Annotated in this window: 22 protein-coding genes; 10 read left to right on the top strand and 12 right to left on the bottom strand. The window is 74.4% G+C overall.

The window, feature by feature from the left end; all coding sequences use genetic code 11:
* Positions 1 to 178: 178 nt before the first annotated feature.
* Positions 179 to 334, top strand: coding sequence for a hypothetical protein (locus ACFYOJ_RS35350; RefSeq protein ID WP_356555222.1), 156 nt, complete (start codon positions 179 to 181; stop codon positions 332 to 334).
* Between the two features lie 68 nt (positions 335 to 402).
* On the opposite strand, the gene ACFYOJ_RS35345 is transcribed toward ACFYOJ_RS35350, so the two are convergent.
* Both ACFYOJ_RS35345 and ACFYOJ_RS35340 read right to left on the bottom strand, forming a co-directional pair.
* Positions 403 to 2,022 carry a VWA domain-containing protein gene (locus ACFYOJ_RS35345; protein ID WP_356555224.1) on the bottom strand — a complete coding sequence of 540 codons (1,620 nt, stop codon included), beginning with the start codon at positions 2,020 to 2,022 and terminating at the stop codon, positions 403 to 405.
* Between the two features lie 72 nt (positions 2,023 to 2,094).
* Entirely contained in the window at positions 2,095 to 3,294 is a 1,200-nt protein-coding gene (locus ACFYOJ_RS35340) for an AAA family ATPase (RefSeq protein ID WP_356555226.1), read from the bottom strand.
* Positions 3,295 to 3,585: 291 nt separating this feature from the next.
* Here ACFYOJ_RS35340 and ACFYOJ_RS35335 point away from each other — a divergent pair, with 291 nt between their 5' ends.
* From ACFYOJ_RS35335 to ACFYOJ_RS35325, 3 genes are all read left to right on the top strand, one after another.
* Positions 3,586 to 4,710, top strand: a complete 1,125-nt coding sequence (locus ACFYOJ_RS35335; protein WP_356555228.1) for a hypothetical protein — start codon at positions 3,586 to 3,588, stop codon at positions 4,708 to 4,710.
* 155 nt (positions 4,711 to 4,865) lie between these two features.
* Positions 4,866 to 6,260, top strand: coding sequence for an aminotransferase class I/II-fold pyridoxal phosphate-dependent enzyme (locus tag ACFYOJ_RS35330; protein WP_388598577.1), 1,395 nt, complete (start codon positions 4,866 to 4,868; stop codon positions 6,258 to 6,260).
* A complete protein-coding gene (locus ACFYOJ_RS35325; protein WP_356555231.1) occupies positions 6,257 to 7,342 on the top strand; it encodes an MBL fold metallo-hydrolase in 1,086 nt (361 codons plus the stop codon). The genes ACFYOJ_RS35330 and ACFYOJ_RS35325 overlap by 4 nt, the downstream gene beginning before the upstream one ends.
* Before the next feature lie 36 nt (positions 7,343 to 7,378).
* Here the strand turns inward: ACFYOJ_RS35325 and ACFYOJ_RS35320 are convergent, their stop codons facing one another.
* Positions 7,379 to 8,005, bottom strand: a complete 627-nt coding sequence (locus ACFYOJ_RS35320; RefSeq protein ID WP_356555233.1) for a VTT domain-containing protein — start codon at positions 8,003 to 8,005, stop codon at positions 7,379 to 7,381.
* Complete coding sequence (locus ACFYOJ_RS35315; RefSeq protein ID WP_356555234.1) at positions 8,002 to 8,778, bottom strand: MBL fold metallo-hydrolase; 777 nt, start codon at positions 8,776 to 8,778, stop codon at positions 8,002 to 8,004. The genes ACFYOJ_RS35320 and ACFYOJ_RS35315 overlap by 4 nt, the downstream gene beginning before the upstream one ends.
* A gap of 83 nt (positions 8,779 to 8,861) precedes the next feature.
* Between ACFYOJ_RS35315 and ACFYOJ_RS35310 the strand changes: the two genes are divergently transcribed.
* From ACFYOJ_RS35310 to ACFYOJ_RS35295, 4 genes are all read left to right on the top strand, one after another.
* On the top strand, positions 8,862 to 9,263 hold the full coding sequence (locus ACFYOJ_RS35310; RefSeq protein ID WP_356555236.1) for a hypothetical protein: 402 nt from the start codon (positions 8,862 to 8,864) through the stop codon (positions 9,261 to 9,263).
* A 133-nt stretch (positions 9,264 to 9,396) separates the two neighbouring features.
* Complete coding sequence (locus ACFYOJ_RS35305) at positions 9,397 to 11,532, top strand: phage holin family protein (RefSeq protein ID WP_356555238.1); 2,136 nt, start codon at positions 9,397 to 9,399, stop codon at positions 11,530 to 11,532.
* 84 nt (positions 11,533 to 11,616) lie between these two features.
* Positions 11,617 to 13,032, top strand: coding sequence for an amino acid permease (locus ACFYOJ_RS35300; protein WP_356555240.1), 1,416 nt, complete (start codon positions 11,617 to 11,619; stop codon positions 13,030 to 13,032).
* 91 nt (positions 13,033 to 13,123) lie between these two features.
* Positions 13,124 to 13,549, top strand: a complete 426-nt coding sequence (locus ACFYOJ_RS35295; protein WP_356555242.1) for an OsmC family protein — start codon at positions 13,124 to 13,126, stop codon at positions 13,547 to 13,549.
* 25 nt (positions 13,550 to 13,574) lie between these two features.
* Here ACFYOJ_RS35295 and narI read toward each other — a convergent pair whose 3' ends face one another.
* From narI to ACFYOJ_RS35265, 6 genes are all read right to left on the bottom strand, one after another.
* Positions 13,575 to 14,297 (bottom strand): respiratory nitrate reductase subunit gamma, encoded by a 723-nt coding sequence (narI, locus tag ACFYOJ_RS35290; protein ID WP_356555243.1) that lies wholly within the window; start codon positions 14,295 to 14,297, stop codon positions 13,575 to 13,577.
* A complete protein-coding gene (narJ, locus tag ACFYOJ_RS35285; protein ID WP_356555245.1) occupies positions 14,294 to 14,788 on the bottom strand; it encodes a nitrate reductase molybdenum cofactor assembly chaperone in 495 nt (164 codons plus the stop codon). The genes narI and narJ overlap by 4 nt, the downstream gene beginning before the upstream one ends.
* Entirely contained in the window at positions 14,788 to 16,383 is a 1,596-nt protein-coding gene (gene narH / locus ACFYOJ_RS35280) for a nitrate reductase subunit beta (protein ID WP_356555247.1), read from the bottom strand. Before narH ends, narJ begins: the two co-directional genes overlap by 1 nt.
* On the bottom strand, positions 16,383 to 20,078 hold the full coding sequence (locus tag ACFYOJ_RS35275) for a nitrate reductase subunit alpha (protein ID WP_356555248.1): 3,696 nt from the start codon (positions 20,076 to 20,078) through the stop codon (positions 16,383 to 16,385). Before ACFYOJ_RS35275 ends, narH begins: the two co-directional genes overlap by 1 nt.
* Before the next feature lie 150 nt (positions 20,079 to 20,228).
* Complete coding sequence (locus tag ACFYOJ_RS35270; protein ID WP_356555249.1) at positions 20,229 to 21,044, bottom strand: SAM-dependent methyltransferase; 816 nt, start codon at positions 21,042 to 21,044, stop codon at positions 20,229 to 20,231.
* 43 nt (positions 21,045 to 21,087) lie between these two features.
* Positions 21,088 to 21,951, bottom strand: coding sequence for a helix-turn-helix transcriptional regulator (locus ACFYOJ_RS35265; RefSeq protein WP_356555251.1), 864 nt, complete (start codon positions 21,949 to 21,951; stop codon positions 21,088 to 21,090).
* A gap of 219 nt (positions 21,952 to 22,170) precedes the next feature.
* Here ACFYOJ_RS35265 and ACFYOJ_RS35260 point away from each other — a divergent pair, with 219 nt between their 5' ends.
* On the top strand, positions 22,171 to 22,596 hold the full coding sequence (locus ACFYOJ_RS35260) for a hypothetical protein (protein WP_356555253.1): 426 nt from the start codon (positions 22,171 to 22,173) through the stop codon (positions 22,594 to 22,596).
* On the opposite strand, the gene ACFYOJ_RS35255 is transcribed toward ACFYOJ_RS35260, so the two are convergent.
* Positions 22,578 to 23,393, bottom strand: coding sequence for a helix-turn-helix transcriptional regulator (locus ACFYOJ_RS35255; protein WP_356555254.1), 816 nt, complete (start codon positions 23,391 to 23,393; stop codon positions 22,578 to 22,580). The two genes, ACFYOJ_RS35260 and ACFYOJ_RS35255, sit on opposite strands and share 19 nt — an antisense overlap.
* A 122-nt stretch (positions 23,394 to 23,515) precedes the next feature.
* Here ACFYOJ_RS35255 and ACFYOJ_RS35250 point away from each other — a divergent pair, with 122 nt between their 5' ends.
* On the top strand, positions 23,516 to 23,821 hold the full coding sequence (locus tag ACFYOJ_RS35250) for a 4a-hydroxytetrahydrobiopterin dehydratase (protein ID WP_356555255.1): 306 nt from the start codon (positions 23,516 to 23,518) through the stop codon (positions 23,819 to 23,821).
* A 214-nt stretch (positions 23,822 to 24,035) separates the two neighbouring features.
* Here ACFYOJ_RS35250 and ACFYOJ_RS35245 read toward each other — a convergent pair whose 3' ends face one another.
* Entirely contained in the window at positions 24,036 to 26,690 is a 2,655-nt protein-coding gene (locus ACFYOJ_RS35245) for a cellulose binding domain-containing protein (RefSeq protein ID WP_356555256.1), read from the bottom strand.
* Positions 26,691 to 26,898: the final 208 nt, after the last annotated feature.

Here is a 26,898-nt window from a genome sequence, read left to right as displayed (position 1 = left end):
CATGGTTTCCCCCGGTCGGGTCCGCTGCGTTTTCCCGCCCCGGGGGCCCCCCCCCCCCCCCGGGCCGGGGGGGGGGGGGGGGCGCCGGGGCGCTCCGTGGGTTCGCCCGGACCGGCCGGGGAACCCGCCTCGTGCACGCGCCACCCCCCACGCCCACCCTTCTCGGGAAGGACGGACCATGGCGGTGCTGTTCGCTGTGTTCATCCCGGTCCTCATGCTCGGCGTGGTGCTGGCCCTGGGCAGGTACGAGGACCTGATGCTGCCGGGCGCCGCCCCGCCGCCCGGACACCGGCCGGAACCGGCCGCCGCCCCGGAGCCGCCCTCCGCCTCCTGACGGCGCCACCGGCCGTGACGGAAGCCGCCGGAGCCGTGAGGGAGCTGCCCGAGCCGTGACGGGAGCCGTCAGATCAGGCGGAAGAGGTCGGCGGCCGCGTGGACGTCGGTGAAGTCCTCCACGGACCGGAGGTTGTCGCACAGCGCCTCCAGGACCGAGCCCTCGTCCGCCGCGCGCGGGGCGCCGACGGCCACGCCGAAGACCCGGAAACCCAGCCGGCGCCTGGCCTCCTTCCAGCCGCGCATCCACTCCTCCGTGACACCGCAGTCGTCGTCGGTGATCAGCACGATGTCGCCCCGGGCGCGGGCCGCGTCGTCGAACTCCTCCGCCAGCAGGTCGCCGGCCGCCGACAGCGGTGTCTGGTAGCTGGTCCCGCCGCCGAGGAAGGTCTCCGCGAAGTCCACGACCCGGTCGACGCCGGCCTCCTCGCCGGCCGGGAAGCGGAAGACCCGGAGCCTGCCGGGGCCGGAGAAGAGGATGCCGACGAAGTCCCGGCCCGCCTGCCGGGCCTGGTCCAGCAGCGCCAGGGCGCACGCCTTGGCCCACGCCTCCCGGGTGACCCCGCCGGGCCCCTCCGCGTACATGGAGTGCGAGGTGTCCACGCACGCGATCACGGCGCCCCGGCCGGTGGTCTGCTCGCCCCGGCTGTCGTAGAGCATCAGCTCCCCGGCGGCGTAGCGCACGGCGAACACGGCGCGCAGCTCGGGCAGGCCGAGGTTGGCCAGCTCGGACGGGACGACCCGGGAGAGGTCGTCGCCGAGCGTGACGCCGACCAGTTCGCCGGTGGCGTTCTCCACCTTGCGGGCGCGTTCCCCGTCGGCCATCCGCCGGAAGCGGCCGATCAGCTCGGCCCACCGTGCCAGGCGCCCGGTGCGCAGCCGCTCGGCGAGCCGGGCCCGCCGGTCGAACGGCATCCGCTGCAGCTCCCCGGCGCCGACGCCCCAGGCCCGCATCAGCGCGGCCTCCTGCCGCACGGCGGCCGCCGCCCGCGCCGCCGCGTCGCGCGCGCCGGCCCCGAGCCCGGGGACCGCCGCCGCGAGCGCCCGCGCGCCTTCCCCGACGGCCCGCCGCGCGGTGGCCTCGGCGGCCCGGACCGCGTCCCGTACGGCGTCGGCGGCGGGGGCCGGCACGGTGCCGTCCTCGCCGGCCGTGTCGGCGGCCCGCCGGAGCGCCTCGCCCACGCGGGCCGCGGCGTCCTCGGCCTCCCGCCGTCCCCGCTCCGCCCGTTCGGCCAGGTCCTGGGCCTCCCGCGAGTCCTCCAGCAGCCTGCGCAGCGCCGGCCCCTGGGCGAGTACGGCGACGGCGGCGGCGTAGGGGTCCCCGACCGTCTCCCGGCGTACCTCGGCGAAGTGCGGCGAGTCCAGCAACGCGGCGACGATCCGGTGGTTGACCAGCCGGGACGGCTCCAGCTCCACACGGTCCCGCAGGCGCGGGCGGGCCCGGTAGGCGGCGAGGAACACGTCGGCCAGCAGATCGGCCGCGTGGTCGTGGTGCCCGGTCAGCTCCCCGGCCAGCTCGCGCAGACCGGCCGACTGCTCGTAGGTGTCGCGCCAGGTGAACCGGTCGAACCGGTCCCCGGCCACGGCCGAGGTGTGGCGTTCCGGCGCGGCGGCGGGACCGCCCAGCCATATGCCGGCCCGGCCCGCCAGCTCCTCGAGCCGGTCCGGCGTCGATTCCGTGCTCTCCATCTCCCCGCCCCTCGGAACGTGTCCCCGCCTCCGGATTCCCGTCGTCCCCCGGATCCCCGTCGTCCCCGCCCCTCAGAGGCGGTCCTGCACCATGCTCGCGTCCATGCCGAGCGCCTCGGTGAGCACGCGGGCGCGGACGGCGCGCTGACGGCCGGTGACCCGGTCGATGGCGGCGGTGGAACGTCCGGCGGCCGCCGCCTCCCGGCGCAGCTCCTCCAGCCGCTTGCCGGCCGTGGCGAGCCGGTTGTGGGCCTTCTTGATGACCCACTCGCTCAGCGCCTCGCGGGACTGCCCGGCCATCGCGTCGAGCTGGGTCTCCAGCTCCTCGATGACGTCGGCCAGGTCGAGCGCCTCCTTCGCGTCGGGGTTGACCAGCTGCAGCACCTCGCGCTCGACGACCGGGCGCTGGGCGGGGGAGTCCCACAGCACGTGGGTCAGCACCGGCAGGTCCTTCTCCGTGACCGCGGGCCGGCCGTCGAGATACGCGGACGCCTGGAGCAGGCCCACCGCCTGCCGCCAGCGGCGGTCGGAGGCGACGAGTTCCCTGCGGCGCAGGGCGGCCCGCAGGGTGCACACCGCGTCCACGACCGCGTCGGGCACCTGAACGGCCGGGACGGACACGGTCACGGCGTGCTGCAGCGCGCCCAGTGCGACCGTGGTCCGCCGCGGGGCGGCGGGGCGGGCGACGGCGGAACGGACCAGCGCGGCGAAGTTCGCCGGATCCTCCAGGTACCCGACCTCGATCCGCACCAGCAGGCGGTCGTACACCGCGGCCGCGTCCTCCCCGCCGGGCAGCTCGTTGCTCGCGGTGATGGCCCCGATCAGGGGGCAGCGGACCGGCTCGCCGCCGTTCTCGGGGTGGTAGATCCGCTCGTTGAGGAAGCCCAGCGTCTCGTTGAGCGCCGCCGTGGAGCACTTGAAGATCTCGTCGATGAAAGCGACGTGCGCGGTCGTGGCGCGGCCTTCGAACACCTGCCGGTACTCGCCCCGGGCCAGCGCGGCGACGTCGATGGGCCCGAACATCCTCGTCGGCGCGGTGAACTTCGACAGCAGGATCTCCCAGTACGACGCGCCCTCGACCCGGCCGGTGAGTTCCCGGGCCATCTCGGACTTCGCCGTCCCGGGCGGGCCGAGCACCAGGGAGTGCTGCCCGGCCAGCAGCGTCACCACCAGCGTCCGCACCACGTCGGCCCGCTCGAAGAACCGGTCCGACAACTCGCCGCAGATCGCGCGCAGCCTTTGGGCCGTGTCCCGCGCATCGTGCGCTTCCATACGGGTGTCTCCTTGCCTGCGACGTCCTGGTGGGCCGCCGCGGCGGCCCCGCCCCGCCCCCAGGCGGACGCGGACACAACGTAACCGATGAGGATCGCGGCGCCGCAGGGCTCCCGGGTCCGTTGGGCCCGGGCGGTGAGCGGGAGCGCCAAACCTGCCCCTCACCCGCACGGGCGCCCCCGGTCCCGCGAACGGCGCACGGCGGCGCGCGGCAGGGGGCCCGGCGGGCTGTGATGGCCGAGGGGCGTGAGCGCCGCGTCCCCGCAGCCGTCGCTCGAAGGAGCCCGCCCCATGCGCCGTACCGCCCGTGCCCTGTCCGTCGCCGTCCTGGCCAGTGCCGCCCTGGGCGTCTCCGCGCAGTCCGGAGCGGCGGCCCCGGACGCCGGCCAGGACCCGGCCGGGGCGGGCGGACCGGCCGCGGAGGTCAGCCCGGCCGGCACCGTCCCCGGCGGCACCGTCACCGTCTCCGTCACCTGCGGCCCCGCCGGCGGCGCGGCGCCCGACGCCCTCGACGCCACCTCGCAGGCCTTCGACGGGGGCACCGTCGCCCTGCTCAAGGAGACGGGCGACGGTGCCGGGGCCACGGGGACCGTCTACCGCGGCACCGCGCGCATAGCCTCCGCCGAGGATCTCGAGACCGACCCGGACGCGGTGGGACCGGACATCCCGTGGACCGTCGACGGCACCTGCCCGTCCGCGTCCGGCGACGAGGGCCGGCGGTGGAGCACGGCGATGACGGTGAACGGCGCCACGGGCGGCACCGGCGCGCCCGCGCCGCCCGCGCCGCCCGCACCGCCCGGAAACGCCTCCGCCGGGACCGTCCGCCCCGGGCCCACGTGCCCCGAGCCCGCCCTCCCCGGCGGGAAGCCGGCGACGCGGGGGCAGTCCGCACCCGACCCGAAGACCGCCCCGGGCGACGCGGCCGTGCCCTACGAGGACACCGCCTCCGGTGAGGAAGCCGCACCGTACGAGGAGCCGGCTCCGAAGGACGCCCCGGCCCTCGCCGAGGAGCCGGCCCCGGGTGACGTGCCCGCCGCCGAGGGTCTCGTCCCGGACGATGTGTCCGAGGCCGGCGAGGAGGAGGGAACCGTCCCGGGCGGCGAGGCGGCCCCCTACGCCCGGCCCGCCGCCCCCGGCGACTCCACCGGGCACGACGCTCCCACCGGGCACGACGGGCCCGGTACCCACGGCGCGCCCTGTACGACGGCCGAGCCGCCGTGCCCCTCGCCCGCCACGGCCGGCAAGGCGCCCTGCGGGGAGGCGCGGGCGGAGCACGGGGTGCGGGCGGGTGCGGGCGGGGCGTTCACCGACTCCGTGCCCGCTCTGGCCGCCGGCGGCCTCCTGATCGCGGGCGCGTTCGGCGGGGCCGCGTACCGGCTGTGGCTGCGGCCGCGCGGGCAGGCCCGGGACCACTGACCGCCCCCGGTCCCCGCCGGTCCGCGCTGTGACCGGCGCGACCCCGGCCGCAGCCATGGCCGGGCGGCACGGTGGGTACTGGGAGCACGACCGAGGAAGCGGACCACGGCCGGTCGGCGACCGGACCCGGCACCACGGACTGCGCGGAGGCACCCATGCGGCGGACGGACCCGGAAGGCCACGCCCCGCGAGGCCCTGCCCCCCAGGCTCCCGACCGGGAGGAGCGCGTCCCGCGAGCCCCTGCCCCACAGAGCCCCGCCTCGGGGGGACACGCTCCGAACTCCCCCGCCCCCGAGGACCCCACCCCCGTGGCCCCCGCCCCCGAGGGCCACGGCCCCGTCCGCTACGGTCCGCGCCTGCCCGGTGACGGGCTGCCCGTCCTGCCGGAGCTGTCCGCCGTCCTCGCCGCCGCCGCGGGCCGCGTCCACGAGGAACCGGCAGGCGGCGCCCCCGCCCTCCTGGACGCCGCCTGCGGCTACTGGGACCGGCGCGGACTGCCCACCGGGCCGGACCACGTGGCCGCCGCCCCCGGCGCGGGCGCCCTGCTGCTCGCGCTGACCGCCGCGCTCGGCGGCGACATTCTCGTACCGCGCCCCTGCGCCGCCTGGTGGGCGCCGTACGCGCGGCTGCTGGGCCGGCCCGTCTTCCACGTCCCGACCTCCGCCGAGTCCGGCGGCGTGCCCGATCCGTACGCCCTCCTGGAGACCGTGCGCCGCGTCCGGGCCGAGGGCGGCGACCCGCGCCTGCTCGTGCTGTCCGTCGCCGACGACCCCACCGGCACCGTCACCCCGCCCGAACTGCTGCACGAGACCGTCGAGGCCGCCACCGGCGAGGGCCTGCACCTGGTCAGCGACGAGACCTGGCGCGACACCCTGCACGACCCGCACGACACCGTGCTGCTCAGCCCCGCCGAGATGCTCCCCGGGCACGTCACCGTCGTCACCGACCTGGCCGGCGCGCTGCTCCCGCCCGGCTGGCCCGCCGCCGTCGCACGCTTCCCCGCGTCCGCCGCCGGCGACGGCCTGCACGCGCGGGTGCTCGACGTGCTCACCGCGCTCGGCGCCGGCGTCGCCGCGCCCGTCGCCGCCGCGGCCGGGTACGCGCTGGCCGAACCCGAGCCGGTCACCGCCCGCCGGGCCGCCGCCGTACGCCTGCACGCGCGTGTCGCCGCCGCCGTGCACGCGGCCGTCGTCTCCGCGGGCGCCACCGCCCGGCCCCCGCAGGCCGGCCGCCACCTGTACGCCGACCTCGGACCGCTGCGCGACGCGCTCGCCGAACAGGGCGTCGGCGACGCCCAGGAACTGGAGGACTTCCTCACCGCCCGGCTCGGCATGCCCGCCCCCGGCGGCCACCGCTTCGGCGACGGCCTGCTCGCCCTGCGCGTCCGGCTGTCCACCGGCCCGCTGCTCGGGGACACCGACGAGCGGCGCGCGGCATGCCTCACCTCCCCCGACCCGTTGGAACTGCCGCACGTGCACGGCGCGTTGACCGCTCTGAAAACGGTCTTCGACGATCTGCGCGACGCTCGGCGATGGGAGCCTCCACGATGACGCAGCAGCCCCGGCCGGCCACGAGCACCACCGCCCCCGGCCGCTCCCCGGAGACCACCACCCCCGTCCGGGCCCGGGAGACCGGCGCCCCGCCGGACACGACCCCTCCCTGCCCGCCCCCCGCCGCGCCCCGTCCCCTGGCCGAACGCCGGGTGTGGCCGCGGACCTTCCACGACCGCCTGACCGCGCCGCTGCCCGGTCTGAGGGCCTTCGCCAGATTCGCCCGGGAGGGCGCGGTCAGACCCGGCCCCGAGGGCCTCGCCGACATCCCCAGACTGCCGTACGCCCCCGCCCCGCTGCCCCGCGTGGACGCCCGCACCGTCGCCGTCACCTGGGCGGGACACGCCAGCTGGGTGGTGCGGATCGGCGGGCTCACCGTGCTCACCGACCCGGTCTGGTCCCGCCGTATCCTCGGCACCCCGGCCCGCGTCACCCCCGTCGGCGTCGCCTGGAACGACCTGCCGCGGGTCGACGCGGTCGTCATCAGCCACAACCACTACGACCACCTGGACGCCCCCACGCTGCGCCGGCTGCCGCGCGACACCCCGGTGTTCGTGCCGGCCGGGCTCGGCCGCTGGTTCCACCGGCGCCGCTTCACCCGCGTCACCGAGCTGGACTGGTGGGAGGCGGCCGAACTGGGCGGGGTCCGCTTCGACTTCGTGCCCGCCCACCACTGGTCCAAGCGGACCCTCACCGACACCTGCCGCACCCTGTGGGGCGGCTGGGTCCTCACCGACGCCGACGGCCGGCGCGTGTACTTCGCCGGCGACACCGGCTACGGCCACTGGTTCTCCCGCATCGGCCGCCGCCACCCCGGCATCGACCTCGCGCTGCTCCCCATCGGCGCCTACGACCCGCGCTGGTGGCTCAGCGACGTGCACTGCGACCCGGAGGAGGCGGTCCGGGCCGCCCAGGACCTCGGCGCCCGCCGGATGGCGCCCATGCACTGGGGCACCTTCGTCCTGTCGGCCGAACCCGTCCTGGAACCGCTCACCCGGGTGCGCGCCGCCTGGCAGCGGGCCGGCCTGCCCCGCGAGGACCTGTGGGACCTGCCCGTCGGCGGCTCCCGCGTACTGGAGTGACCGGACCGCACCCGCACCCGTGCCCGCCGCCCGCGGCTACGCCTTCTCGGGTCCCCGCAGCCGCCGCCACACGCCCGGCGCCACGCTCACCAGCACCGTGAGCGCGATCGCCGCGGCCACGCCCTCCCACGGCTCGCTGAACAGCGAGCCGCTCAGTATCCCGATCAGCTGGTAGGTCACCGCCCACGCCAGACAGGCCGGCAGGTTGCCCTTGGCGAAGCGGCGCGAGGGCCACTCGGCCAGCAGGCAGGCCAGCATCACCGGGATGCGGCCGGCCGGCACCAGCCGGGACAGCACGAGCACCGCGACGTCGTGCTCGGCGAGCTTCTCCCGCGCCTGCTCCAGCCGGTCCTCGGGCGCCCGGGACCGGATCACCTCCAGCCAGCGCGACCCGTTCTTCGAACCGACCCCGCGCCGTCCCAGCCAGTACAGCGTCATGTCCCCGCAGAACGCGGCCAGCGACGCCGTCGCGAACACCATCAGCAGCGAGAACGGCAGCGTCTGGTGCATCGCCACCACCGCCGCCGAACTCACCAGCACCCCCGTCGGCACCACCGGCACCAGCGCCCCGATCAGCACCAGCAGGAACAGCGACGGATAGCCGAGCGCCTGCTGCGTGGGCTCGGTCGGGATGCTCGTCACGGCGGCGCCCAGCCAGGTCACCTCCCAGCCTCCACCCGCACGCTCTCGCCGTGCCCCAGCCGGTGCACCGCCACACCCGGCGCGCGCAGCGCCGACAGGCGCACGAACTCGTCACCCGGCGCGTGGAACTCGTGGGGGCGCACGGCGTCCATCCCGATCGGCCAGTACGTGCCGTAGTGCACCGGCACCGCCACCTCCGGTGCCAGCCGGGCCAGCGCCTCGGCCGCCCGCCCCGCGTCCAGGTGCTCCGGGCCGAGGTACGGTCCCCAGCCGCCCACCGGCAGCAGCGCCGCGTCGACCGGGCCGACCTCCTTCTCCATGGCGTCGAACAGTCCGGTGTCCCCGGCGAAGTACGTACGGGCCTCGCCCTCGACGACGTAACCGAGGGCGGGGGAGCGGTGCGGGCCCAGCGGCAGCCGCCGCCCGTCGTGCAGCGCCGGGACCACGCGTATGCGCAGGTCACCGACTGTCGTCTCGTCGCCGGGGGCCACCTCGGTCAGTCTGAGGTGCCCGAGCCGGCGGCGCATTCCCGGCACCGCGCGCCGTGCGCCCCGGGGCACGAGCAGGCGCGTGCCCGGCGCGAGCCGCGCGAGCGAGGGCACGTGCAGATGGTCGGCGTGCAGATGGGACACGAGCGCCACGTCCGCGCGCCAGGCGTCCGGCGGCGGCACCGCGCCCGCCCTGCGCCGCAGATGTGCCAGCCGGCGGACGAACAACGGGTCGGTGAGCACACGTATGTCCGAGTCCTCGACCGTGCAGGTGGCGTGACCCCACCACGTGAGCTCCACCGGCACTCCTCCGCCTCCTTCGCGCGACTCCCCGAAGCCTACGTCCAGGGGTAGGGTCGGCGGCGAAAACGGGAGGTGAGGGGGACACCATGAGGCCGGTACGGGTGACGGCGATCGCGAGTCTGACGCCGCTGGAGCAGCTGGACGACGATCCGTTCCTGGTCGATTCCCGCAGCCAGCACGCCATGTGCGCGCGCTGGGCCGCCGAGCACGGCTACGTCGTCACACGCGAGCTGCTGGTCCGGGGGCTGCGGCCCGACCACGAGGCCCTGTGGGACGGCATCAGCCCCGGACGCGACCTGTTCGTGGCGCCCAGCCGCCGGGTGCTGGAGAGCGCGCTGTCCTCCGTGGAGGAGTTCACGGCGGAGTGCGCGCGGCGCGGGGTGCGGGTGGAGACCGTCGGGCGGGCGGAACCGTCGTACGACGCCCGGATGAAGGCGTGCGTGCACCGCCGGCTGTCGATGCCGACGGCGGGGTACGACGGCCGCTGAGGGGTCCGTGGCCGGACGCGGACCGGCCCCGGGTACGGGACCGGACCCGGGGGACGAACGGGCGTCCCGGAGCGTTGTGGCAGGGTGGGGTGGGCCCGCGCGGACGACGGGCCGGGACGTGAGGTGTGCGGACGTGGGCGGAGGGCGCTGGCGGCGGGGCGCCAGTCAGATCGGGCGGAGCGTCGCCGTGTGGGCCGTCTCCACGGTGACGATGCTGGTGCTCGCCGGGATCCTGCCGGACTTCCGGCTCCAGTCGCCCGACGGGGACAGCGCGACCGACATCGCGGTCACCGCCGCGGTCGGCGCGGGCGCCTTCGGCCTGCTGTCCGCGCTGGTGTGGCCGCTGCTGGTCCGGCTGCTGCTGCTGGTGCCGGCGCTCGTCCTCGGGCTGCTGGTCTTCTTCCTCAACGGCGGGCTGCTGCTGCTCGCCCTGGACGTGAACCCGGCCGCGCGCGGCGGCGTCGCCCCCGAGACCGCCGTGGTGGTGGCCGCCGTGATGTCCGCCGTGGCCTCGGCCACCGGCGGTGCCCTGGCCGTGCGCGACGACGACGCCTACCGGCGCCGGCTCTACCGGCTCGCCGACCGCCGCCGCAGATCCGGCCCGCCCTGCCCGGCCGCACCCGGCACGGTCTTCCTGCAGCTCGACGGCGTCGGCCACGACGTGCTGCTGGACGCGGCCGACGAGGGCCTGATGCCCACCGTCGCCCGCTGGCTCGGCCGCGACGGCTCCCCGGCCACCCACCGGCTCGACCCGTGGCGCACCGACTGGTCCAGCCAGACCGGCGCCAGCCAGCTCGGCATCCTGCACGGCTCCAACCACGACGTCCCGGCGTTCCGCTGGTACGAGAAGGACACCGGCGAGGTCGTCGTCTGCAACCGGCCGACCAGCGCCGCCGACCTCCAGCGGCGGGCCATCGAACGCACCGGCGACGGCGGACTGCTCACCCTCGACGGCGCCAGCCGAGGCAACCTGTTCAGCGGCGGCGCCGACGAACAGGCCCTCGTGCTGTCCATCGCCACCCGCCGCCGCGGCCCGGAGAACCGGTCCCGGTCCGGTTACTTCGCCTACTTCTCCGACCCGGCCAACGCGGTCCGCACCGCCCTGTCCTTCGCCGCCGAGGTCTGCCGGGAGATCGGCCAGTCCACCCGTGCCCGCCTGCGCAAGGACCGCCCGCGCGTCTCCCGCGGCGGCCTCTACCCCTTCGTCCGCGCCTTCGCCACCGTCGTCGAGCGGGACGTCGTCGTCGCCGCCGTCATGGGCGACATGCTCGCCGGACGCACCGCCGTCTACGCCGACCTGGTCGCCTACGACGAGGTCGCGCACCACTCCGGGCCGCGCAGCCGGGACGCCGGGAAGGTCCTCCAGCGGCTCGACCGGTCCCTCGCGCTGATCGAGAAGGTCGCCGAGCACGCCCCCCGCCGGTACCGGATCGTCCTCCTGTCCGACCACGGCCAGAGCCCCGGCGAGACCTTCCGCTCCCGCTACGGCCTCACCCTCGCCGACCTGGTGCGGGCCGGCTGCGGACTGCCCGTGCCGCGCCGGGCGCGCCGCACCCGCAGCGGCGCCGAGGCACGCAACGCCGTACGGGCCGCCCTGCACCGGCCCGTCGAGGAGGGCGCCGAGCAGCAGCGTCCCGCCGACACCCCCGCCGGACGCCGCTCGGAGCCGATCGTGCTGGCCTCCGGCAACCTGGGTCTCGTCTCCTTCCCGGACGTGCCGCACCGGATGAGCCGCGAGGAGATCGACGCCCGCCACCCCGCCCTGCTGCCCACCCTCGCCAACCACCCCGGCATCGGCTTCCTGCTGGTGCGCAGCGAGGAGCACGGCGGCCTGGTGCTCGGCGCGCGCGGCGCGGAGGTCCCCCTGGACCGGCTCGACGAGGACCCCGGCCCGCTCGCGCCGTTCGGCCCGGGAGCCGCGGACGCCGTGCGCCGCACGCACTCCTTCCCGCACACCGCCGACATCATGGTCAACTCCTTCCACGACCCCGCCGACGGCGAGGTCCTCGCCTTCGAGGAGCAGATCGGCTCCCACGGCGGGCTCGGCGGCGCCCAGTCGCACGCCTTCCTGATGTCGCCCGTCGTGCTGCCCGCGCCGGACGGCGACGGGGCGGGCATCACCGGCGCCGAGCACGTCCACCGCATCCTGCGCCGCTGGCTGCGCGAGTCCGACGGCCCCCAGGTACCTCTGGACGATTCCCGGCCCGAGGGCCGCGACGGCGCACCTTTTGCGGTCCCGGAGGGGCTCACGCAGGACAAAACCGCCTGATTTGGAGGCGTGCGCGGCCGTGCCGGACCATGGACGCCGCCCCGGCGATCCCGGGCACCCGTTCCAAGGAAGGCGCACCACCCCATGCACGTCACCGGGACCTTCCCCCCCTCGGCTCCGGACCCGGCTCCGCAGGAGAGCCCCGCCCCCACCCCGGCGGACGGCGGCAGCAAGCACGCCCGCCGCTTCGGACTGCCCGTCGCCACCGTCCTGGTCATGGGCAACATCATCGGCGGCGGCATCTTCCTGCTCCCCGCCTCCGTCGCCCCCTTCGGCACCATCAGCCTGCTCGCCTTCGGCGTGCTCACGGTCGGCGCCATCGCCCTCGCCCTGGTCTTCGGCCGGCTCGCCGCCCGCGACCCGCGCACCGGCGGCCCCTACGTCTACGCCCGCGAGGCCTTCGGCGACTTCGCCGGTTTCCTCGCCGCCTGGGCGTACTGGATCACCACCTGGGTGTCCAACGCGGCGCTCGCCGTCGCCGGCGTCGGCTACCTCGACGTCCTGATCCCGGTGAACGACCACCGCTGGACCGCGTGTCTGGCCGCGCTCGTCATCCAGTGGCTGCCGGCGCTCGCCAACTTCGCCGGCACCCGTTACGTGGGCGCCGTCCAGATGGTGTCCACGGTGCTGAAGTTCGCGCCGCTGCTGCTCGTCGCGGTCGGCGGACTGTTCTTCTTCGACCCGGACAACCTCGGCCCCTTCAACGCGAGCGGCTCCAGCGGCATCGGCGCGGTCTCCGCCTCCGCCGCGATCCTGCTCTTCTCCTACCTCGGCGTGGAGTCCGCCGCGGTCAGCGCCGGGGAGGTCAGGAACCCGCGCCGCACGGTCGGCCGGGCCACCGTCATCGGCACCTGCGGCGCGGCCCTCGTCTACCTGCTCGGCACCCTCTCCGTCTTCGGCACCGTCCCCCACGACCGCCTGGTCGACTCCTCCGCGCCCTTCTCGGACGCCGTGAACACCATGTTCGGCGGCGCCTGGGGCGGCTGGGTCGTCGCGCTCGCCGCCCTGGTGTCGATCACCGGCTGCCTCAACGGCTGGACCCTGCTCAGCGCCCAGACCCCGTACGCGGCGGCGAAGGACGGCCTGTTCCCGGCCGTGTTCGCCCGCAGGCGGCGCGGCGTCCCCACGGTCGGCGTCGGCGTCACCGTCGTCCTGGCCTCCCTGCTCACCGTCTACAACTACACGGCCGGTTCGGCGAAGGTCTTCGAGATCCTGGTCCTCGTCACCACCTTCACCGCGACCGTGCCCTATCTGCTGGCCACCGCCGCGCAGCTCTTCCACCTGGTCTCCGGACAGCGCGAGCGCGTCGACCGCGCCCGGCTGGTGCGCGACGCCGTGATCGCCTCCGTGGCGGCCGCGTTCTCCCTGTGGCTGGTCGCCGGCGCCGGTTACGCGGCGGTCTACCAGGGCGTGCTGTTCCTGTTCGCGGGCGTGCTGGTCCACGCGGTGATGGCGGCCCGGCGCCGGCGTGTCCCGGACGGGGAGAGGTCTTCCGGGTGAGCCGGGCCGGAGTGTGATCGGATGGGGGTGGGAACCCGGGCCCGGGATCCCACCACCCCAGTACCGCAAGGGAATCCGGAAAGGAATCGTCGTGGCAACCACGCGCTCCGCACACACCGTCTGGGAAGGCAACCTGCTCGAGGGCAGCGGTGTCGTCACCTTCGACTCGTCCGGCATCGGCGAGCAGCCGGTGTCGTGGCCGTCGCGCGCCGAGCAGGCGAACGGGAAGACCAGCCCCGAGGAGCTGATCGCCGCCGCCCACTCCAGCTGCTTCTCCATGGCGCTGTCGCACGCCCTGGCCGGCGCCGGCACCCCGCCCACCAGGCTGACCACCTCGGCCGACGTCACCTTCCAGCCGGGTGAGGGCATCAAGGGCATCCACCTCACCGTGGAGGGCACCGTCCCCGGCATCGACAACGACGCGTTCGTCGCCGCCGCCGAGGACGCCAAGAAGAACTGCCCGGTCAGCCAGGCGCTGACCGGCACGACCATCACCCTGTCGGCGAAGCTCGCCTGACATCCCGGGGCCGGGTGCGGACCGGCTACGACCCGGTCCGCTCCCAGCCCCGCCGGTCCGGGCGCGGCCCCAGCTGCCTGGGGTCGCGCGACCGGTACACCACGTAGGGCCGGAACAGGTACTGCAGCGGTGCGCTGAACATGTGCACCAGCCGGGTGTACGGCACCAGCGCGATCAGCAGCATCCCGACCACCGCGTGCGCCTGGTACAGCACCGGCACGCCCTCCATCAGCCCCGTGTCGGGCCGCAGGGCGAACAGGCCGCGGGCCCAGGGCGCGATGGTGTGCCGGTAGTCGTAGCCCTCGCCGGAGCTGTGCGCCAGCTTGGCGATCATGCCGAGCAGGATCGCGCCGAGCAGGAAGACGTACATGAACTTGTCGTTGGCCGTCGTCGCCCGGAACACGGGCGCCCTGGTGCGCCGCCGGTAGACCAGCATCGCGATCCCGGCGACCGTCAGCACCCCGGCCGCGGTGCCGCCGTACAGGGAGAACAGGTGGTAGGCGCGCTCGTCCACACCGATCGCGTCCGTCCACGACTCCGGCACGAACAGGCCGATCAGGTGGCCGACGAGCACGAACAGGATGCCGTAGTGGAACACCGGTGAGGCGATGTCGAGCAGCTTCGACTCGTAGACCTGGGAGGAGCGGGTGGTCCAGCCGAACCGGTCGTAGCGGTGCCGCCAGACCAGGCCGGCGACGAGCAGGACGAAGGCGGCGTAGGGCAGGACGCCCCAGAGGAGGACGGTCATGGGAGTGCTCCGGTCGGTGCGGGCGGCAGGGTGGCGCACACGGCGTCCAGGACGCGGGCGTAGGGCGTGCCGAAGGCGGTGAGCCGGTCGCGGAGCCGGTCGAGGGCCGCGCGGTGCTCGACCAGCGGGACCACGTTGCCGGTGCGCGAGGTGAACTCCAGGACGGCGGGGAGGAAGTCGGGCAGCTCCTCGCCGGTGAACTCCAGGCCGTGGGCGCGGTACAGCTCCTTGAAGCGGACCAGGGACATGCCGCGGTTGCGGGTGTCGCCGTCGGTCCACCAGCTCAGATAGAGACTGTGCCGGTTCTTGAAGTCGAAGACCTCCACGTAGTGCGCCTGCAGTGCGCCCTGCTCGGTCGCCGCCGCGTGGTCGGTGAACTCCCGCAGCTGTGGCGCGGCCTGTCTCAGCAGGGGCAGCCGGGCGCGGAAGTCGTCGTCGGGGTAGGTCAGGCAGAGCGCCGCCGCCTGGTACAGGACCTCGAAACCGGGCATCACACCTCCCTCTCGTCGTCCGCGGTCTGCCGCCGGCGCAGGATGTGGAAGTTCTCCACCGGCACCAGCGGCAGCCGTCTGCGTCCCGAGTCCCGGCCGAAGGGCCCGTCCCCGCCCATGCCGGGGCCTCCGTCGGTGTCCAGGCTGCAGGTGTCCGGCAGCGCGGACTCCTCCAGCCGCCGCGCGTCCCCCAGGGCGGCGGTGGGGATGACGTACCGCTCCTCGTACTTGGCGATCGCCAGCAGCCGGTACATGTCCTCGATCTCCGCCGGCGTCAGGCCGGCGGCCGCCGCGACCGACGGGTCGGTCTCCTCGCCGAGGTTGACCGCCCGCATGTGGGAGCGCATCGCGGCCAGCTTCTCCAGGGACGCCCGCACCGGTGCGACGTCGCCCGCGGTGAACAGCTCCGCCAGGTACTCCAGCGGGATGCGCAGCGTGTCGATCGCGCCGAACAGGTTGTCCGCGTCCTCCCCGTCGTGCCCGGTCTCCGTCAGCGCGTCCACCACCGGCGACAGCGGCGGGATGTACCAGACCATCGGCATCGTGCGGTACTCGGGATGCAGCGGCAGCGCCACCCGGTACCTGCTCACCAGCGCGTGCACGGGGGAGCGCCGGGCCGCCTCCAGCCAGTCGTACGGGATCCCCGCGGCCTCCGCCGCCTCGCGCACCCCGGGGTCCTCCGGGTCGAGGAAGACGCCCAGCTGGGCCTCGTACAGGGCCTGCTCGTCGGGCGTGGACGCCGCCGCGGCCACCTTGTCGGCGTCGTACAGCACGACCCCCAGGTACCGCAGCCGGCCCACGCAGGTCTCCGAGCAGACCGTCGGCATGCCCACCTCGATGCGCGGATAGCACAGGGTGCACTTCTCGGCCTTGCCGGTGCGGTGGTTGAAGTACACCTTCTTGTACGGGCAGCCGGTCACGCACATCCGCCAGCCCCGGCAGCGGTCCTGGTCGACCAGGACGATGCCGTCCTCCGACCGTTTGTACATCGCCCCCGACGGGCAGGACGCCACGCACGACGGGTTGAGGCAGTGCTCGCAGATGCGCGGCAGGTAGAACATGAAGGTCTGCTCGTAGGCGAACCGCACCTTGTCGGAGGCCTCCCGGCGGGTGCGCTCCACCATCGGGTCCAGGTCGCCGTAGGCGGGGGCGCCGCCCAGGTTGTCGTCCCAGTTGGAGGACCAGCCGATCTTCATCGGCTTGCCGTCGAGCTGGGAGACGGGCCGCGCCACCGGGTAGTCGTCGCCGAGCGGGGCGTCGGTGAGGTTCTTGTAGTCGTACGTCCAGGGCTCGTAGTAGTCCTTGATCTCCGGGAGCTTCGGGTTGGAGAAGATCCCGGCGAGCTTCCTCAGCCGGCCGCCCGCCTTCAGCTTCAGGGCGCCGCGCCGGTTCAGCTCCCAGCCGCCGCGCCATCTGTCCTGGTCCTCGTAGCGGCGGGGGTAGCCCTGGCCGGGGCGGGTCTCGACGTTGTTGAACCAGACGTACTCCATGCCGCGCCGGTTGGTCCACGCCTGTTTGCAGGTGACCGAGCAGGTGTGGCAGCCGATGCACTTGTCGAGGTTCATGACCATCGCGATCTGGGCCATCGGGCGCATCAGTACTCGACCTCCTGGGCGCGGCGGCGGATGACCGTCACCTCGTCGCGCTGGTTGCCCGTCGGCCCCAGGTAGTTGAACGCCCAGGACAGCTGGGCGTAGCCGCCGATGAGATGGGTCGGCTTGAGGAGCAGGCGGGTGAGCGAGTTGTGGGTGCCGCCGCGTTTCCCGGTCGTCTCGGTGAGCGGCACGTTGACCGTGCGTTCCTGCGCGTGGTGCATGTAGACCGTGCCGGGCGGCATGCGGTGCGAGACGATCGCGCGTGCCACGACGACGCCGTTGCGGTTGACCGCCTCGATCCAGTCGTCGTCGCCCACGCCGATCGCGTCCGCGTCCTCGGGCGCCATCCAGATGGTCTGCCCGCCCCGGGACAGCGCCAGCATGAACAGGTTGTCCTGGTACTCGGAGTGGATGGACCACTTGTTGTGCGGGGTGAGGTAGCGGACGGTCACCTCGCGGTGGCCGTCCGGCCCGAGCCGCGGTTCGCCGAACAGCCGGTGCATGTCCAGCGGCGGCCGGTACACCGGCAGCGCCTCGCCCAGCTCGTGCATCCAGTCGTGGTCGAGGAAGAACTGCTGGCGCCCGGTGAGGGTGTGCCAGGGCTTGAGGTGCTCGGTGTTGAGCGTGAACGCCGTGTACCGCCGTCCGCCGGCCTCGCTGCCCGACCACTCCGGCGAGGTGATCACCGGCACGGGCGCGGCCTGCGTGTCCGCGTAGGTGATCCGTTTGCCCTCGTGCTCGGCGGCCAGGTGGGCCATCTCCTGCCCGGTCTTCGCCTCCAGCGTGCGGAAGCCCTGCGTGGCCAGGCGGCCGTTGGTCGTGCCGGACAGGGCCAGGATGGTGTCGGCGGCCTTGACGGCCGTGTCCAGCGAGGGGCGCCCGTCCGCCGGGCCGCCGCGCACCGCGCCGTTCATCGCCCGCAGCCGCTCGACCTCCTCGTCGGGCCTGAGGGTGATGCCCTTGGCGGGCAGCCCCTTGGCCTCCACCAGCGGCCCCAGGGCCGCGAACTTGGCGCCGATCGCCGTGTAGTCCCGCTCCACGACCGTCAGGTTCGGCAGCGTCTTCCCCGGCTCAGGTTCGCACTCCCCGCGCCTCCAGTCCCGTACGACGCCGCCCGGCTGGGCGATCTCGCCCGGGGTGTCGTGCTGGAGCGGCGACGCCACCAGGTCCCTGCGTACGCCGAGACGGCCCACGGCCAGTTCGCTCAGCTTCTCCGCGAGCGCCTTGAACGTGTCGAAGTCGGTGCGCGCCTGCCACGGCGGGTCCACCGCCGGGGAGAACGCGTGCACATAGGGGTGCATGTCCGTGCTGGACAGGTCGTGCTTCTCGTACCAGGTCGCGGCCGGCAGCACCACGTCGGACAGCAGCGTGGAGGAGGTGTGCCGGAAGTCCAGCGACAGCAGCAGGTCGAGCTTGCCCTCGGGCGCCTCCTCGCGCCACACCACGTCCCGGGGCCGCTCGTCCGGCGCCGCCTCCTTCGCGCGCAGCGAGGAGTGCGTGCCCAGCAGGTGCCTGGTGAAGTACTCGGCGCCCTTCGCCGACGAACCGAGCAGGTTGGCCCGCCACAGGGTCACGATCCGCGGCCAGTTCTCCGGCGCGTCCGGGTCCTCGCAGGCGAACCTCAGCGTGCCCGCCCGCAGTTCGGCCACCGCGTTCGCCACCGGATCGCCGGAGGTCTCGCCCAGCTCCAGCGGATTGCGGTCGAAGGTCGGGTACGACGGCATCCACCCCGTGCGCGCCGACAGTGCCAGGCAGTCCGCCGCCGTCATCCCCGCGAGCCGCCCCTCGCCGAGCGGCGAGGCCAGGACGTCCGCGCCGAACCGGTCGTAGCGGAACTGGTCGGTGTTCAGGTACCAGTAGGCCGTGCCGATCATCTGGCGCGGCGGGCGCGACCAGTCGGAGGCGGCGGCCAGTGCCGCCCAGCCGGTGACCGGGCGGCACTTCTCCTGGCCCACGTAGTGCGCCCAGCCGCCGCCGTTGCGGCCCTGGCAGCCGGTGAGCTGGAGCAGGGCCAGGAAGGTCCGGTAGATCGTCTCGGAGTGGAACCAGTGGTTGGTGCCCGCGCCCATCAGGATCATGCAGCGGCCCTTGGACCGCTCGGCGGTCCGCGCGAACTCCCGGGCGATGCGCACACAGGCCGCCGCCGGCACCGACGTGTGCGTCTCCTGCCAGGCCGGGGTGCCGGGCGCCTCCGCGTCCTCGTACGACGCCGGCCACTCGCCCGGCAGCCCGTCACGGGCCACCCCGTACTGGGCCAGCAGCAGGTCGAACACGGTCGTCACCAGCGGCCCGTCCGCTCCGCCGAGCCGCGTCGCCGGAACGCCCCGCCGCAGGACGTCGCCGCGGCCCTGGCCGTGCGCTCCGCCCTCGGTGTCGAAGCGGGGCAGCAGCACCTCGACGCCCGTCGCCGCCTCGTGGCCGTGCAGGCTCAGCCGGGGGCGTACGTCGCCGAGGTCCAGGTTCCACCTCCCCGCGTCGGCCTCGTTCCAGCGGAAGCCCAGTGAGCCGTTGGGTACCACGGCGCGGCCCGTCGCCTCGTCCAGCACGACCGTCTTCCAGTCCGCGTCCGCCCCCCGCTGCCCCAGGTCGGCGGCGCGCAGGAACTTCCCCGGCACGTACGCGCCGTCCCGCCCGGTCAGCGTCACCAGGAACGGCAGGTCGGTGAAGCGCCGCACGTAGTCGTCGAAGAACGGGGTGACCCGGTCGACGAAGAACTCCCTGAGGACCACGTGCCCCATCGCCAGCGCCAGCGCCGCGTCCGTGCCCGGATGCGGGTGCAGCCACTGGTCGGCGAACTTGGCGTTGTCCGCGTAGTCCGGCGCGACGACGACCACCTTCTGGCCCCGGTAGCGGGCCTCCGCCATCCAGTGCGCGTCCGGCGTGCGGGTCACCGGGACGTTCGAGCCCCACATGATCAGGTACGCCGCGTCCCACCAGTCGCCCGACTCCGGGACGTCCGTCTGGTCGCCGAAGACCTGCGGGGAGGCCACCGGCAGATCGGCGTACCAGTCGTAGAACGACAGCATGGGGGCGCCGATCAGGGAGTGGAAGCGGGCCCCGGCCGCGTGCGACACCATCGACATCGCCGGGATGGGGGAGAACCCGGCGATCCGGTCCGGCCCGTGGGTCCCGATCGTGTGGACGTGGGCCGCGGCGACCATCTCCACCGCCTCGTCCCAGCTCGCCCGGACCAGCCCGCCCTTGCCGCGGGCCCGCTGGTAGCGCCGCCGGCGCTCCGGGTCGCCCTGGATGTCGGCCCAGGCCAGCACCGGGTCCCCGAGCCGGGCCCGGGCCTCCCGGTACATCTCCAGCAGCACCCCGCGCACGTACGGGTGGCGCACCCGCGTCGGCGAGTAGGTGTACCAGGAGAACGCGGCGCCCCGGGGGCAGCCGCGCGGCTCGTACTCGGGACGGTCCGGGCCGACCGACGGATAGTCCGTCGCCTGGGTCTCCCAGGTGATGATCCCGTCCTTGACGAACACGTTCCAGCGGCAGGAACCCGTGCAGTTCACGCCGTGGGTGGAGGTGACGACCTTGTCGTGGCTCCAGCGGTCCCGGTAGAAGGCGTCCGCCTCCCGGCCGCCGACCAGACCGATGCTGTGCAGGTCGGGCGCCGCGGTGCCGGGCCGGAAGAACCGGCCCGCCCGCAGCAGCGCCGCACCCGGTTCGGTGGGCGGTGTCCGCGTCTCGGTCACGTGTGCTCCCTCGGCTCGCCTGGGACCGAACCTAGGGGCGGGCGGGGACCCGCACCCTTTCGCGGCACCCGTACGGGGCAAGCGGCGCGCTGCCCGTACGGGGCCGGACGGGGTGGGCGGAGCGGGACCGGAGCGGGACCGGTGGGGTCGTCAGGGCTTGCGCGCCACCCCCGCGTACACCGGGACGATGCCCTCCGCCTGCGCCGCCACGTCCTCGGCCTCCGGCCGCCACCCGGTCACCGGGATGACACCCGGGCCCAGCAGCTCCAGGCCCTCGAAGAAGCGGGCGAACTCGGCGAGCGAACGCGGATAGAACGGCGTGCCGCCGCGGGCGAACAGCGCGGCCGCCCGGCCGACCGCCTCCGGGTTCAGATCCGGCGTGACCTGGGAGAGGATCAGGTAGCTGCCCGGCGCGAGGGCGTCGACGTACCGCTTCAGCAGACCGTGCGCGTCGTCGCCGTCGGCCGCGTCCCCGAGGTAGTGCGTCAGCGCCACCAGCGACAGGGCGACGGGCCGGCCGAGGTCCAGGCACTCGCCGGCCTTCGCCAGGATGGTGTCCGGGTCCCGGACGTCCGCGTGGACGTACTCGGTGGCGCCCTCCGCCGAGCCGTGCAGCAGCGCCTGGGCGTGCCGGAGCACGATCGGGTCGTTGTCGGCGTACACCACCCGCGCCTCGGGCGCGACGCCCTGGGCCACCTGGTGCAGGTTCGGGTCGGTGGGGATGCCGGTGCCGATGTCCAGGAACTGCCGGATCCCGGCCTCGGCGACCGTGCGCACCGCGCGGTGCATGAACCGGCGGTTGGCACGGGCCCCGCGCACCGCCGTGTCGTCCGCGGCGAGGATCCTGCGGGCCAGCTCCTCGTCCACGGGGTAGTTGTCCTTGCCGCCCAGCCACCAGTCGTAGACGCGGGCCGGGTGCGGCCTGCTGGTGTCGATGGGGGTGGCGGCGGCGTCGGAACCGGTCATGTGCGGTCTTCTCCCTCGAAGTGCTGTTCGGTGGCAGGCGGAGTCAGTAGGTCTCGCGGTACTTCCGCAGGAGCTTCTCGGTGCGCTGAGTGGAGGCGGCACGCGCCGTCATGTGGTCCAGCACCTCCAGGTGCGTGGAGACCTCCTCGCGCGAGTCCAGGTACAGCGCGCCGGTCAGATACTCGGTGAACACCATGTCGGGCAGCTCCGGTTCGGCGAAACGGAACAGGGTGAACGGCGCGTACGTCCCCGGATGCGGGCCGTCCCCGAACTCGGCGATCTGCAGCGTCACCCGGTCCCGGGCGGTGAACTCCAGCAGCCGGTCGAGCTGACCGCGCATCACCCGGCCGTGGTCGCTCACCGGGCGCCGCAGCACCGTCTCGTCCATGATCACCCACAGGTGCGGCGGGTCCGGCCGGTCCAGCAGCCGCTGCCGCTCCATGCGCAGCGCCACATGCCGTTCGACGGCGTCCTGCCCCGCGCCGCCGATCGTCCCGGCGTCCAGGACGGCGCGCGCGTACTCCTCGGTCTGCAACAGGCCCGGCACGAAGTGCGGTTCGTAGGAGCGGATGATGCGCGCCGCGCCCTCCAGGCTCACGTACAGGCTGAACCAGTCCGGCAGCACATCGGTGTAACGCTGCCACCAGCCCGGCCGGTTCGCCTCCTCGACCAGCGTGACGAACGCCGCGATCTCGTCCTCGGGCACCCCGAACGCCGTCAACAGGACCTGGACGTACGGTATTTTCAGCGCGACCTCGGCCGTCTCCATGCGCCGTACGGTCGCCGGGGCCACCCGGAGCACCTTGGCGGCCTCCTCGCGTTTGAGGCCCGCCCGCTCCCGCAGCTCCTGCAGCCGTCTGCCCAGCACCACCTGGCCCACGGTGGGTGCCGCCCGCCGCTCACTCACGCCACGCCTCCCCAACGCGCCCAAGTCCCCCCGCAGTCTGTCATGTTCCCCTGTCAGTTCCACAAGGGGCGAAGGGCGGCGACGGCATTACCCCTCGGGTAATCGACCGTTCCCCGACCGGACGGGATCGTGGAGACACACCGGGGGCCGGACCGGCGCACTCCGGCCCGGCCCCCGGTTCCCCGCAGCCTGTCCGACCCCGACGGAAGGTGATCCACCATGTCCGCGAACCAGCTCGCCGTATCCGCCCGCACCCTCGGACCGCAGCCGGCGCTCCGCCGTCTCCTCGCCCTGGACGCGGCCGTGACCGGCGCCAACGCGCTCGCCTACCTCGCCCTGTCCGGGCCGCTGGGCCGCTTTCTCGGTGCCGGTTCCCGGACGCTGCTCGGTCTCGGCGCGTTCCTGGCCGTGTACGCGTCGGCCGTGGGCCTGCTGGCCGCACGCCGGCACCCGCCGGCGCTCGCGGTGCGGGCCGTCGTGGAGGCCAACCTCGCCTGGACGGCGCTGAGTCTCGCCGCCCTGGCCCTCTGGCTCACCCCCACCACGGCGGGCGCGGTGTGGACCGTGCTCCAGGCGCTCGTCGTCGCGGGATTCGCGCTGCTGCAGCACACGGCGCTGAAGGCACGTCAGGGCAGGAGCGTGTGAAGGTACTTGACCGTCGCCGGGTCGGCCGGGAGCAGCGTCTCGATGGCCAGCTCGGCGACGGTCACGTCCATCGGCGTGTTGAAGGTGGAGATCGACGAGATGAAGGACAGGGTCCGGCCCTCGTGCTCGATCTGCATCGGCAGCGCGAAGTACGGCACCGGCTCGGCCGGTTCCTCGCCGGCCCCGGTGTCCGGCACGGGGTACGCGGCGACCTCCTCGTACAGCTCCCGCAGGGCCTGCGAGCGGTGCAGGGCGATCTGCCGCCGCATCTGCTCCAGCAGGTGCCCGCGCCACTCGCGCAGATTGCGGATGCGCGGCGCCAGCCCCTCGGGGTGCAGGGTCAGCCGCATCGCGTTCAGCGGCGGCTCGAGCAGACGCTCCGGTACGCCGTCCGTCAGCATCAGGATGCCCCGGTTGGCGGCGAGCACCTGGTACGTCGCGTCCACGACAAGCGCCGGATACGGCTCGTAACCCCGGATCAGCCGCTCCATGCCCTCACACAGGGCGCCCAGCGCCGGGTCGTCCAGCGGTGTCTCCGGATAGTGCGGGGCGTAACCGGCCGCGAGCAGCAGCGCGTTGCGTTCCCGCACGGGGACGTCCAGGTGCTCGGCGAGCCGCAGCACCATCTCCTCGCTGGGCCGGGACCGGCCCGTCTCGATGAAGCTGATGTGCCGGGCGGAGGAGCCGGCGCGCAGTGCCAGCTCCAGCTGGCTGACCCGCCGCCGCTCCCGCCAGGCCCGCAGCAGCGGACCCACGCCCTGGGCGGTGGGGGCGGTGCCGGACATGAGTGCGGTCATACTCCGAACGGTAGCCGACGGCCGTCGGCGCCGTAGCCGGCCGGCGCTTCCGGCCAGGGCCCGGACGGCCGCCCTGTGGCAGGCTGGAGAGGCAACCGCCGCCCAGGACAGGAGCGCAGCCCATGCCCGTCGAACCGCTGTCGCAGAAGGAGATCGAGGAGCGGCTGGCCGAGCTGCCGGGCTGGTCCCTGGACGCCGGCCGTCTCACCCGCTCCTACCGGCTCGCCTCGCACTTCGCGGCCACCGCGATGGTCGTCCACATCGCGCAGGTGCAGGAGGAACTCGACCACCACTCCGACCTGACCCTCGGCTACAACACGGTGACCCTGGCGGTCAGCACCCACAGCGCGGGCGGTGCCGTCACCGGGAAGGACGTCGAGCTGGCCCGCCGGGTGGAGGAGCTCGCCGGGGGCCACGGGGCACACTGACCGGGTGCACGGCCGCGACCGGGAAGCGGAACACCACGACTCCCTGCGCGGCGGCGAGCTCCGCGCCGAAGCCGCCGCCCGGCCCGACCCGGTCTTCACCCTCCGCGCGTTCGCGGAACCGTGACCGGACGGAGGGGGCACCAGGGGAGGGGGACCGGACGCACCGGTCACGCGGGCGGGAGGGCGCGTCACCGGCACGCGCCCTCCCGGGCGGTCATGCCTGCTCGCAGACCTGACCGCCCAGCCCGAACGAGGCCGGTGCCGCGTTCGCCCCCGACCAGCTCCCCGTGAGGCCGAAGCTCACCGACGCGCCCGGGGCCACGGCGGCGTTCCAGCCGACGTTCTTCGCCGTGACCGTGGTGCCCGACTGGGTGTGGTCGGCGTTCCACATCTGCGTCACCTTCTGGCCGTCGGTGAACGACCATTCCAGGGCCCAGCCCTTCCAGGCGGAGGTGCCCGTGTTGGTGAGCCGCACGTCGGCCTGGAAGCCGCCCGCCCACTGATTGGTGACCGTGTACGTCACCGTGCACGCGCCGGCCGGCGTCGGGCCGGGCCCCGGGCCGGGATCGGTGCCGGCCGTGTCGCCGTAGACGATCCCGCGCCCGTTGGTCGCCACGTACACCCGCCCGTACACCCGCGGGTCGCCGGTGATGGCCGCGCCGGTCCAGCCCCACTGGTGGGCGTCGTCGTTGACGCGGGTCCAGGTGGCGCCTTGGTCGGTGGAGCGGAAGATGCCGCGGACCCCGGCGATCTTCGCGCTGGTGTAGAGGGTCTGGTAGGAGGCGCCCGGCGCCGCCTTGCCGAAGCCGACGGTGTCGGCCTCTTCCACGTTCGGGAGCTTGGTGAAGCTCGCGCCGCCGTCCGTCGAGTGCCACAGGCCGTACGGGCCGTCCGCCGCCCCGCCGGCCAGCCAGATGTCGCCCTTTCCGCCCGGCAGCGCCTTGAAGCGGACGCTGTCCCCGGAGGGCAGTCCGGTGGCCGCCGACGCGGTGAAGGTCGCGCCGCCGTCCGTGCTGACGTAGAACCTACCGGCCTTGAAGCCGTAGAAGGTCTTCGGATCGACCCGGTCGGACTCGACGATCGCGCCCGCCGGGATGCCGGCCGACGCCTTCCAGGACGTGCCGAAGCCGTTCGTGAAGTGCACGCCGGTGCCCTGCGGGCTCCACACGAAGCGGCTGCCGTCCGCGCCCGCGGCCACCGTGCCGCCGCCGCTCACGCCCGAGGGGTCGCTCCCGCCGAACCAGCTGGCGCCGTTGTCCGTGGAGAAGGCGATGTGCGGGCCCGCGTCGAGGTTCCCGGCCCGCACGACGACGTCCGGCTTCGTCTCGGCGAAGTCCAGGCTGGTGGTGGAGGTGAAGTTCGGGGAGGTGAACATCATCGACGGCACCTCGGTCAGGCTCGTGTGCCGGAAGCCGCCGATGTCACCGAGCGCGCTGAGCAGCGGGGCACCGGACGGGGGAGAGGCCAGGTCGTTCACCGCCGTCTCCTCCAGCCCGCGCACCATGGGCTCGATGGCGAACCTGCCGCCCTCGTCGTCCCAGTCCGTGAGGTTCTCCGTGCCGTAGATCGTCGCCCCGGTCCCGTACATCATCCGGTCCGAGTCGAACGGGTCGATCTCCAGCGCCTCCGTCATCCAGCCCAGCTTCGGCGTCTGCTCGGGCGGGGCCGGGTTCGCGCCCCAGGTCAGCCACGGGGACGAGGAGACGTCCATCGTGTAGCGGTTCTCGCGGTTCGGGTACGACGTGTACTCCCACGCCCGCGTCCACGTCGCGCCGCTGTCCGTCGAGCGGAAGATCTGCGTGTCCGGCCACCAGGAGCTGTACGCCGTCGCCATCACCGTGCCGGGGTTCTGCCGGTCGACGGTCAGTCCGCTGAAGCCGAAGTAGGTGTCGGCCTCGGCGACCGGGCTGATGTCCGTCCAGGTGCCCGTCGCCGTCGCGTACCGGTACAGCCGGCCCTTGCCGCCGTCGTACGGGCCGCCCGTGTCGCTGTAGGCCAGGTACAGGTAGCCGTTCTCCGCGTCCAGGACGCCCTTGTGGGCGAGGTAACCGGTGGGCTGCCCGGCGACCCGCTGCCAGGTCGCGCCCGCGTCCGTCGAGCGGTAGACGGCGTTCTCCTTGTCGGCGACCCCCACGTAGACCGTCTTCGTGGGCGAGCCCGCCGTCCCCGTGGACTCGTCGAAGGTGACCCAGACGATGCCCTGGTTGTCGGAGGCGTAGCCGCTCGTGTCGGCCGGGTCCTGCGCGTAGTTCCCCGGGTTCGGGAAGGCCGTCACCTCGGACCAGGTCACGCCCGCGTCCGTCGAGCGCCACAGGCCGTTGCCGCTGGGCGCGCCCAGGTACAGCACGTCGTTGTCGTGCGGGTCGACCGCGAGGCGCTCGCCCATGCCGCGGCCCGGCATGTTGCCGCCCAGCTTGAACGGCAGATCCGTCTTCTCCCAGGTCGCGCCCCGGTCGGCGGAGCGCAGCACCGCGCCGTTGCCCGGATCCCAGTCGTTGGTGTACGTGCCGACCGCCGCGTACACGCGGTCGGGATCGACGGAGTCGGAGGCGACACTGACCACGCCCGTGTGCCCCCAGTCGTCCCAGCCGACGTGGTCGAGGAGCGGTGTCCAGGTCTTCGTCTCCTCCTGCCAGCGGTAGGCGCCGCCGATGTCGGTGCGGGCGTAGGCCAGGTTCTTCTCGGAGCGGTTGAAGACGATGCCGGGGACGAAGCCGCCGCCGTCGATGCGCGCGTTCTTCCAGGTGTAGGTGTCGGCGGCCACGGCCGCCGCCTTCGGCGACTCGGCGGCCAGGGCGGCGGGCGGGCCGGCCGTGAGGAGGCCGGCCGCCAGGGCCAGCAGAGCGGTGACGACCCGGGTTCTTCGCACGGTGGGGAACCGTCCTTCCGTCGGGAGGGGAACACCTGCGAGCACCGGGCGGCCCTCGGTGTGGCCGAGGGCCGCCCGGCGGGCCGGGGCCCCCCCCGGGGGGGGGGGGCCGGGGCCCCGCCCCCCCCCCGGGGGCGGGGTCCGGGACCCCGACCTGGCCCAGGGGGGGGGGGAGTGCCCCGGGGGCCCCCAGGCGGGGGGGGGGGAG

It is taken from the genome of Streptomyces sp. NPDC006384 (assembly GCF_042870695.1).
Lineage (GTDB): Bacteria > Actinomycetota > Actinomycetes > Streptomycetales > Streptomycetaceae > Streptomyces.
The sequence above is the reverse complement of the archived record's forward strand: the minus strand, read 5'-3'. Positions and strand labels throughout refer to the sequence as shown.

Bases quoted from the DNA above. Each gene is read 5' to 3' on its own strand.
- ACFYOJ_RS35300 (WP_356555240.1), top strand. From the start codon at position 11,617: ATGCACGTCACCGGGACCTTCCCCCCCTCGGCTCCGGACCCGGCTCCG.
- ACFYOJ_RS35340 (WP_356555226.1), bottom strand. From the start codon at position 3,294: ATGGAAGCGCACGATGCGCGGGACACGGCCCAAAGGCTGCGCGCGATC.
- ACFYOJ_RS35250 (WP_356555255.1), top strand. From the start codon at position 23,516: ATGCCCGTCGAACCGCTGTCGCAGAAGGAGATCGAGGAGCGGCTGGCC.
- ACFYOJ_RS35270 (WP_356555249.1), bottom strand. From the start codon at position 21,044: ATGACCGGTTCCGACGCCGCCGCCACCCCCATCGACACCAGCAGGCCG.
- ACFYOJ_RS35310 (WP_356555236.1), top strand. From the start codon at position 8,862: ATGAGGCCGGTACGGGTGACGGCGATCGCGAGTCTGACGCCGCTGGAG.
- narJ (WP_356555245.1), bottom strand. From the start codon at position 14,788: ATGCCCGGTTTCGAGGTCCTGTACCAGGCGGCGGCGCTCTGCCTGACC.
- ACFYOJ_RS35325 (WP_356555231.1), top strand. From the start codon at position 6,257: ATGACGCAGCAGCCCCGGCCGGCCACGAGCACCACCGCCCCCGGCCGC.
- ACFYOJ_RS35335 (WP_356555228.1), top strand. From the start codon at position 3,586: ATGCGCCGTACCGCCCGTGCCCTGTCCGTCGCCGTCCTGGCCAGTGCC.
- ACFYOJ_RS35255 (WP_356555254.1), bottom strand. From the start codon at position 23,393: ATGACCGCACTCATGTCCGGCACCGCCCCCACCGCCCAGGGCGTGGGT.
- narH (WP_356555247.1), bottom strand. From the start codon at position 16,383: ATGCGCCCGATGGCCCAGATCGCGATGGTCATGAACCTCGACAAGTGC.
- ACFYOJ_RS35345 (WP_356555224.1), bottom strand. From the start codon at position 2,022: ATGGAGAGCACGGAATCGACGCCGGACCGGCTCGAGGAGCTGGCGGGC.
- narI (WP_356555243.1), bottom strand. From the start codon at position 14,297: ATGACCGTCCTCCTCTGGGGCGTCCTGCCCTACGCCGCCTTCGTCCTG.
- ACFYOJ_RS35330 (WP_388598577.1), top strand. From the start codon at position 4,866: ATGCGGCGGACGGACCCGGAAGGCCACGCCCCGCGAGGCCCTGCCCCC.
- ACFYOJ_RS35350 (WP_356555222.1), top strand. From the start codon at position 179: ATGGCGGTGCTGTTCGCTGTGTTCATCCCGGTCCTCATGCTCGGCGTG.
- ACFYOJ_RS35260 (WP_356555253.1), top strand. From the start codon at position 22,171: ATGTCCGCGAACCAGCTCGCCGTATCCGCCCGCACCCTCGGACCGCAG.